The sequence below is a fragment of the Arthrobacter sp. 05T423 genome, from assembly GCF_056396245.1.
In genome coordinates, this window is sequence record NZ_JBFTLC010000063.1 from 1 (window position 1) to 6,914 (window position 6,914).

The window sequence follows — 6,914 nt, forward strand, 5'->3', positions numbered from 1 at the left end:
TCCGGTGCGGTGTGGCCGTTGTGGAGGTGGGTCAGGAACGACCAGTCCGGCGAGCCGAAGTCCTGGCGGTCCAGGTTCATCGGGTTCTCGTCCAGGTGGTTCTCGAACCGGACCAGCGCCGGCTTGCCGTACTCGGCATTGATCATCGGCCCGGGGAAGGTCCCGTTGAAGCCGTAGATCGTGCTCTTGGGCAGGTACCGCTTGGTGCCGGCCGGGTACGTCTTGCGGTCCGCGTCGAAGGAGATCGTCGGGCGGCCGTCTGAGTCGATCGGCAGCACCTGCGAGGTGGTGAACGCGTGCTGCCGCAGCTGGATGTCGATCTTGTACACCAGGGGATCGGGCGAGCCGATCTTGTTCGGCCAGATCTGGTGCTGCTCATTGCCCAGCGAGTTCTGCTGGCCCGGGCCCGGGCCCGGGGGATTCCGCCAGGCACTGAACACCGCTTTGGGCACCGGGGCCAGCGCCTTCGGAATCGGCAGCAAGTCGCTGAAAGGCGAAATGATCAGCGGGCTCGTGGGGAATTTTTCAATATAAAACAGCCCGTCACCCAGGGCCGTTGACGTGGCGGCGAATGCGCCGTCAGCCGAGAGCAGTCCCCGCTGGGCAAGCAGCGGACTGGCCCAGGTTTGTGCGGCCGCGAGGGCCGCTCCCGCTCCTCCGGCCGCACCCAGACGCAGCAGCGCACGGCGCTCCAGCCCGTTTTTCGTTGCAGATTCTTCAGACATCCTCAGTGCCTCCTTGGCGTGGGGCACATGCCAATGCCATTGCCCCGGTCGTCAAACCCAATATGTGGTTATGAGACCGAACGCTGACCATGGGACCTCCTTGTCCCGCGGTCAGCTTGCCGCACTGCTTCCCCTGACGAAAGAAAACTGTGGGATCTGGACCTTGGGAAAAAACTGATGGCCGGACCTGCAGACCCTCCGAATTGGCGGTCGACCTGCATTTCGCCTTCAGCCTGCCGGGATTACCGAACGTTCATGAGAAAATAACCCGTATGCCCAGTACAGCAGCCAACACAGCGGCCCCCACCAAGCGCGGCCGGCCCGGATACGACCAGCAATCAGTGCTGCTGATCGCCGTCGACGTCTTCAACCGCCACGGCTACGATGCCACGTCCATGGGCATCCTCGCCGAAAATCTGGGCATCTCCAAGTCGGCGATCTACCATCATGTGCCGTCCAAGGGCGACCTGCTGAAGCTCGCCTTGGACCATGCGCTCGGCGGCCTGGAGGCGATTCTGGACCAGCCCGGCGCCACCGCCGGGGCGGCCGACGCACGCCTGGAGTTCGTGCTGCGCCAGACCATCGCCGTGCTGGCGGAGCGGCTGCCCTTCGTCACGTTGCTCCTGCGGCTCCGGGGCAACACGGACATCGAGCGCAACGCCATGGAACGCCGGCGCGCCTTCGACCACAAGGTGGCGGGGCTGATCTCCGCTGCCCGCGACGAGGGATCGCTACGCCAGGATATCGACCCCCGCACCGTGACCCGTCTCCTCTTCGGAACCATCAACTCGATCGTTGAGTGGTACAAGCCGGGCGGTTCGCTCTCGCCGGAAAAGCTGGCCGACGACGTCATCACCATGGCGTTCGACGGCCTGCACGCCAAGCCCTGACAGGCTAATAATTAGGCGTTGACGAAATAATCGTTGACGCCGGACGCCCCGATGCCCACCCTGAATGCATGGCCACCAAAATGTCGGATCTTCTGTTCGGCGTATTTCCTGATCTCCGGTACCAGCCCACCGCCAAAAGGATCCGTGCGGGCATTGACGGAAGTCCCGTCGTCGACACCCAGGAGGCGCTGCTGCTCTGGGAACCGAACCGCGTCACCCCGGTGTATGCCGTTCCCGAGAAGGATCTGCTGGCGCGGCTCGAGCCGCCCGCAGCAGAGGGAGGCGGCGGCCCGGACGAGTATCCCGTCCGGCTCTCGGCAGATGCCCCGCCCGCGCTGGACCCGCGGACAGGGTTCAGGCGGCACACGGCCGCGGGTGAGGAGCTCGACGTGGTGGCCTCCGCGTTCAGCGTTCCGCGGGCGGCCTTCCGGCCCTCGGATCCGGACCTGGAGGGGTACGTCGTGCTGGATTTCGCCGCGTTCCACTGGCTCGAGGACCACGAGGAAATCATCGGCCACCCGCGGGACCCGTTCCACCGCGTGGACATCCGCGCCACGCTGCGGCACATCGAGGTAAAGCTCGACGGCGTGTTGCTCGCCGACACTGTCGGGGCCCATCTGCTCTACGAAACCCTGCTTCCCGTGCGCTATTACCTCCCGCCCGAGGACGTCCGGCTGGACCTGCTGGACGCCAGCCCGCACCGGACGGTCTGCCCCTACAAGGGCGAGGCCAGGTACTGGAGCCACCCCGAGTCGGCCCGGGGCAAGAACATCGCGTGGGCCTACGATTCACGGTTCATCGATGCACGCCAGATCCACGGGCTAGTCTGCTTCTTCAACGAGCGCGCCGACGTGTTCGTGGACGGCGAGCCGCAGGACCACCCGGTCACCCCCTGGTCCTAAACCCTCCCTCACCGTCCGCCGGTTAAAACCAAACCCTCGCTCACGAGGTGTGAGGTAGGGTTTGGGGACCTGCGACGGTGTGGCGGATCAGAGCTGGTACTCAGCCTGGGTTCCCAGCCTCTCGTGAACGCAGAGGATGTTGTTTTCGGTATCCATGAACCAGGCGCATTTCTCTGCGTCTGTTGAACAGATATGATGATCGGTCTTCAGATCGGGGAGGTCATAGTCCTGGAACCGAACGCCCTTGGACTCCATGTCCTGGACGGTCCGTTCAATGTCAGTGACCTCAAAACTCAATGTGGTGTGATCGGAGTGCTTTCCGTCCGTTACCGGCATCAACTGCAGCATCGGGCCGTCAGCGTTGCCGAATAAATCGCTTCCATCTTCAGCCTTGCCACGGTGTGGGAGGCCCAACGTTTCCGCGTAAAATCCGCGGGCGCGGTCCGGATCATCGACAGGCAGGATGGTTGTGGCTGTTCTTAGTGCTAGGGTCATTTCGCCACCTCCTACGGGGGTCATTTTACGCCCGCCAAACCCCGAAAGATCAGGGAAAATTCCGCCCCGCCTGTCACCAGTGAGAGAGCGTCCGGAAAAACCCTGCAGGACCTGAGAGAGCGTCCGGAAAAACCCTGCAGGGTGTGAGAGAGGATCGGGTTACTTCTCCACGAGGGTGAGGACGTCGTAGGTGGCCACGATGTCGTCGTTCTGGTTGGTCAGGACGGCGTCCCAGGACACTTCGCCGTACTCGTCGGTCTCGCGGGGGGTGATCTTCTTGGCGGTCAGGGTCACGCGGATGGAGTCGCCCGCAGCCACAGGGGTGATGAAGCGCAGGTTCTCCAGCCCGTAGTTGGCCAGGACGGGCCCCGGGGCGGGTTCCACGAAGAGTCCCGCAGCCCAGCTCAGCAGCAGGTAGCCGTGCGCCACGATGCCCGGGAAGAACGGGTTGGCCTCCGCGGCCTCCTGGTTGGTGTGGGCATAAAAGGTGTCCCCGGTCGAGTTGGCGAACGCGGAAATATCCTCGAGCGCCACCTGCCGCAGGTCCGAGCGGAGGGCGTCGCCGATGCGCAGGGTCTCCAGCGACTTCCGGAAGGGGTGCGTGCCCTCGGTCTCCACGGTGAAGTTGCGGTCGGCACCGGTGTGCCAGATTCCGGTCACGGCGGTGAGCATGTTGGGCGAGCCCTGGATGGCGGTGCGCTGCATGTGGTGCATGACCGAGCGGATGCCGCCCAGTTCCTCGCCGCCGCCGGCACGTCCGGGTCCGCCGTGGACCAGGTGCGGCACCGGCGAACCGTGACCTGTTGACGAACGCGCGTCCTCGCGGTTCAGCATGAGCACGCGGCCGTGGTGGGCTGCGATCCCCGTGACCAGTTCCCGCGCCACCGACGGGTCGTTGGTGCAGACCGAGGCAACCAGGGAGCCGCCGCCGCGGGCGGCGAGCCGGACGGCGTCGGGAATGTCCTTGTACCCGATCACGGACGAGACCGGGCCGAACGCCTCCAGCGAGTGGACCGGCTCCGCCTCCGCGTCAGCCCAGCTGAGCACCACGGGAGACATGAAGGCGCCGCCCTCGACGACGCCGGTGGCGCCGTTCGCGCTGGTGACCGACGGCGAATCGAGCGTTCCGTACGCCAGCTCACCGCCGGCGTCAAGCATGGACTGCACCGCTGCCCGGACGTCGGCGAGCTGCTCAAGGGAGGCGAGCGCACCCATGGTGACGCCCTCGGCGCGCGGATCGCCGAGCACCACGCGCTGCTCCACCCGGGCGCCGATGGCGGAAACGACGGCGGGCACGAGGTCCTGCGGCACGATGGCACGGCGGATCGCGGTGCACTTTTGGCCAGCCTTGACGGTTATTTCGGTGACTACGGACTTGATGAAGGCGTCGAACTCAGGCGTGCCTTCGACGGCGTCCGGTCCCAGGATTGCGGCATTGAGGGAGTCGGTCTCGGACGTGAACCGCACACCGCCCAGCACCACGTTTGGGTGCGATTTCAGGGACTGCGCGGTGGATGCCGAGCCGGTGAACGCCACGAGGTCGCGGTAGTCCAGCACGTCCAGCAGCCCGCGGACCGAGCCCGAAATCAGCTGCAGCGAGCCCTTGGGCAGGATGTTGGATTCGATGATGGCCTTGACCACGGCCGCCGCGACATATCCCGTGGGGGTGGCGGGCTTGACGATGGTGGGGACACCGGCAATGAACGCGGGGGCCAGCTTTTCCAGCATGCCCCAGACCGGGAAGTTGAAGGCGTTGATCTGTACGGCGACGCCGGGGATGCGGGTGTAGATGTGCTCACCGGCAAACGATCCGTCCTTGGACAGCACCTCCATAGGCCCGTCCACCACCACTTGGGCGTTGGGCAGCTCGCGCCGGCCCTTGGATCCGAACGTGAACAGCACGCCGATGCCGCCGTCGATGTCGATCATCGAGTCGATCTTGGTGGCGCCGGTCTGGGCAGAGAACGCGTAGAAATGCTCGCGGCGGGCGTTCAGGTACTGCGCGAGCTCCTTGAGCTTGAGGGCACGCTGATGGAAGGTCAGCTTGCCGAGTTCCGTTTGGCCGGTGGTGCGGCCGTAATCCACGACGGCGGCCAAGTCCAGTCCGTCGGTGCTCACCTTGGCCAGGATCTCGCCCGTGCTGGCGTCCCGGACGGGGACAGCGGAAGCCGCCGAACCGGCGTCGGGCGTCCACCAGGAGTCCTGCACGAAACTGGGGACGGTTTCCACGGTGTCCAGGGTGGCCTCAGGGGCAGTGGCGGTGGTGGTCATCGTTGACGGGTCCTTCCAAGGGGGACAAATCTGATCCGGCCAGAACATTACTGACCGTCCGTTCGGTAATATGTCTACAGTACATGAATGTCCCCCGCTGCACACTAGTGGCACCAGCACACGACCCAAGGAGAGCCATGAAGCCCGACGCCCGCGACGCAGAACTAACGGACCTGTGGAAGATCACCCTCGGCGAGCTCGATGAGAAGATGGGCGTGAAAATCGTTGAGGAGTCCGTCGAGCGCGTCGTGGCCACCATGCCAGTGGAGGGAAACCGGCAGTCGTTCGGCCTGCTGCATGGCGGGGCCTCGCTGGCCGTGGGCGAAGCCGTGGGATCGTGGGCGGCGGTGATCCACGCCAGCACGCTGGGCAAAACCGCGGTCGGGGTGGACGTCTCCGCCACGCACCACCGGTCTGCCCGGAGCGGCCTCATCACCATCACGGCAACCCCCATCCACCTCGGCGGCACCCTGACCACGCATGAAGTGCTGATCACCAACGAGGCAGGGCAGCGGCTCTGCACCCTGCGGATCACCAACCTGCTGCTCGCCCCCAGGGCCTGACACCGCCGGCACAGCCGCCCCGGCTAGGCTGATCACGTGACCGAGCTTGGCAGCCTGACCCCCACCCTGATTGCGGTGGGCCTCCTGATGGCGCTGACGGCTGCCGTCCTCAAAGGTTCCCGGGTTCCGCATGCGTTCGCTCCGGCCTTCGCCATCCTCCGCGGAGCGGCCCAGCTCGCCGCCGTCAGCCTGATCCTCGGCGCCGTCATCTCGAGTGCCGAATGGGTGGCCGTGGCCCTGGGTGTCATGTTCACCGTCGCCGCCGTTACCGCCGCCCGCCGCCTCGCCTGGTCCTGGCGCCGCCTTGCCGTCGTGGCCGGGTCGATGGCCGCCGGCATCCTCGCGTCGCTGGTCATTGTGTTCGGGACCGGCGCGATCGAGTTCACCTCCCGCTACGCGCTGGCGATCGGCGGGATCGTCGTCGGCAATTCCATGGCAATTGCCGGCCTCGCCGGCCGGAGGTTCAACGAGGCCGTGATCGACCGCTGGGACCAGGTGGAGGGCTGGCTCGCCCTGGGCGCCACTCCGCGGCAGGCGACCCGCGAAATGGCACGCGGCGCGGTGTACTCCGCACTTATTCCGACGGTGGACCAGACCAAGACGACGGGCCTGGTCACGCTGCCGGGGGCCTTTGTGGGGGCGATCTTCGGAGGACTTTCACCGCTGGAGGCAGGCCGGTTCCAGATCGTGGTGCTGGCCTCGATCATGGCCGCCGGATCGGTCACCGCCATCCTGCTCATCAGCATGCTGGCCCCGGTCCACGTGCGGCCCGCGCCGCACGTGTAACCGCCCCATGCCGTTGACATTGCACCGGGCGCTTTATACTCTGGCCGCTCCGGGCCAGACGCAGCGGCGCTGACGGGCCGGGCCCTCATTGTCCGCCTCCCGGCAGGTGCAACCATGCGCACACGTTCCACCAGGGCCGCCGCCGCGCTGGCTGTTGCCCTCCTGATGGTCCTGCTGGTGGGCTGCGTCTCCACGACGGGCCCTTCGACGCCGTCCACCCACTACTACGTGAGTGCCGTGGGAAGCGACACCAACTCCGGGACGTCCCCGGATTCGCCATGG

General features: G+C 66.0%; 7 protein-coding genes. 4 read left to right on the forward strand and 3 right to left on the reverse strand.

The genetic code is table 11. The features are described 5' to 3' along the window. Positions 1–725, reverse strand: a 725-nt coding sequence (locus AC1DFE_RS23550; protein ID WP_476908251.1) for a multicopper oxidase domain-containing protein, incomplete at its 3' end; no start/stop codon positions are given. A 272-nt stretch (positions 726–997) separates the two neighbouring features. Between AC1DFE_RS23550 and AC1DFE_RS23555 the strand changes: the two genes are divergently transcribed. Beyond that, positions 998–1,615, forward strand: a complete 618-nt coding sequence (locus tag AC1DFE_RS23555) for a TetR/AcrR family transcriptional regulator (protein WP_476908252.1) — start codon at positions 998–1,000, stop codon at positions 1,613–1,615. Positions 1,616–1,695: 80 nt separating this feature from the next. Continuing rightward, on the forward strand, positions 1,696–2,517 hold the full coding sequence (locus tag AC1DFE_RS23560) for a DUF427 domain-containing protein (protein WP_476908253.1): 822 nt from the start codon (positions 1,696–1,698) through the stop codon (positions 2,515–2,517). 87 nt (positions 2,518–2,604) lie between these two features. Here AC1DFE_RS23560 and AC1DFE_RS23565 read toward each other — a convergent pair whose 3' ends face one another. Then, positions 2,605–3,012 (reverse strand): VOC family protein, encoded by a 408-nt coding sequence (locus tag AC1DFE_RS23565; protein ID WP_476908254.1) that lies wholly within the window; start codon positions 3,010–3,012, stop codon positions 2,605–2,607. Between the two features lie 159 nt (positions 3,013–3,171). Then, complete coding sequence (gene paaZ, locus AC1DFE_RS23570; protein WP_476908255.1) at positions 3,172–5,283, reverse strand: phenylacetic acid degradation bifunctional protein PaaZ; 2,112 nt, start codon at positions 5,281–5,283, stop codon at positions 3,172–3,174. A gap of 137 nt (positions 5,284–5,420) precedes the next feature. On the opposite strand from paaZ, the gene AC1DFE_RS23575 reads away from it, so the two are divergent. Both AC1DFE_RS23575 and AC1DFE_RS23580 read left to right on the forward strand, forming a co-directional pair. Further along, positions 5,421–5,846: a PaaI family thioesterase gene (locus AC1DFE_RS23575; protein WP_476908256.1), complete on the forward strand. Its 426-nt coding sequence runs from the start codon at positions 5,421–5,423 to the stop codon at positions 5,844–5,846. A gap of 36 nt (positions 5,847–5,882) precedes the next feature. Then, complete coding sequence (locus tag AC1DFE_RS23580) at positions 5,883–6,632, forward strand: ABC transporter permease (protein ID WP_476908257.1); 750 nt, start codon at positions 5,883–5,885, stop codon at positions 6,630–6,632. Positions 6,633–6,914 lie beyond the last annotated feature (282 nt).

Bases quoted from the DNA above. Each gene is read 5' to 3' on its own strand.
- AC1DFE_RS23555 (WP_476908252.1), top strand. From the start codon at position 998: ATGCCCAGTACAGCAGCCAACACAGCGGCCCCCACCAAGCGCGGCCGG.
- AC1DFE_RS23560 (WP_476908253.1), top strand. From the start codon at position 1,696: ATGTCGGATCTTCTGTTCGGCGTATTTCCTGATCTCCGGTACCAGCCC.
- AC1DFE_RS23565 (WP_476908254.1), bottom strand. From the start codon at position 3,012: ATGACCCTAGCACTAAGAACAGCCACAACCATCCTGCCTGTCGATGAT.
- paaZ (WP_476908255.1), bottom strand. From the start codon at position 5,283: ATGACCACCACCGCCACTGCCCCTGAGGCCACCCTGGACACCGTGGAA.
- AC1DFE_RS23575 (WP_476908256.1), top strand. From the start codon at position 5,421: ATGAAGCCCGACGCCCGCGACGCAGAACTAACGGACCTGTGGAAGATC.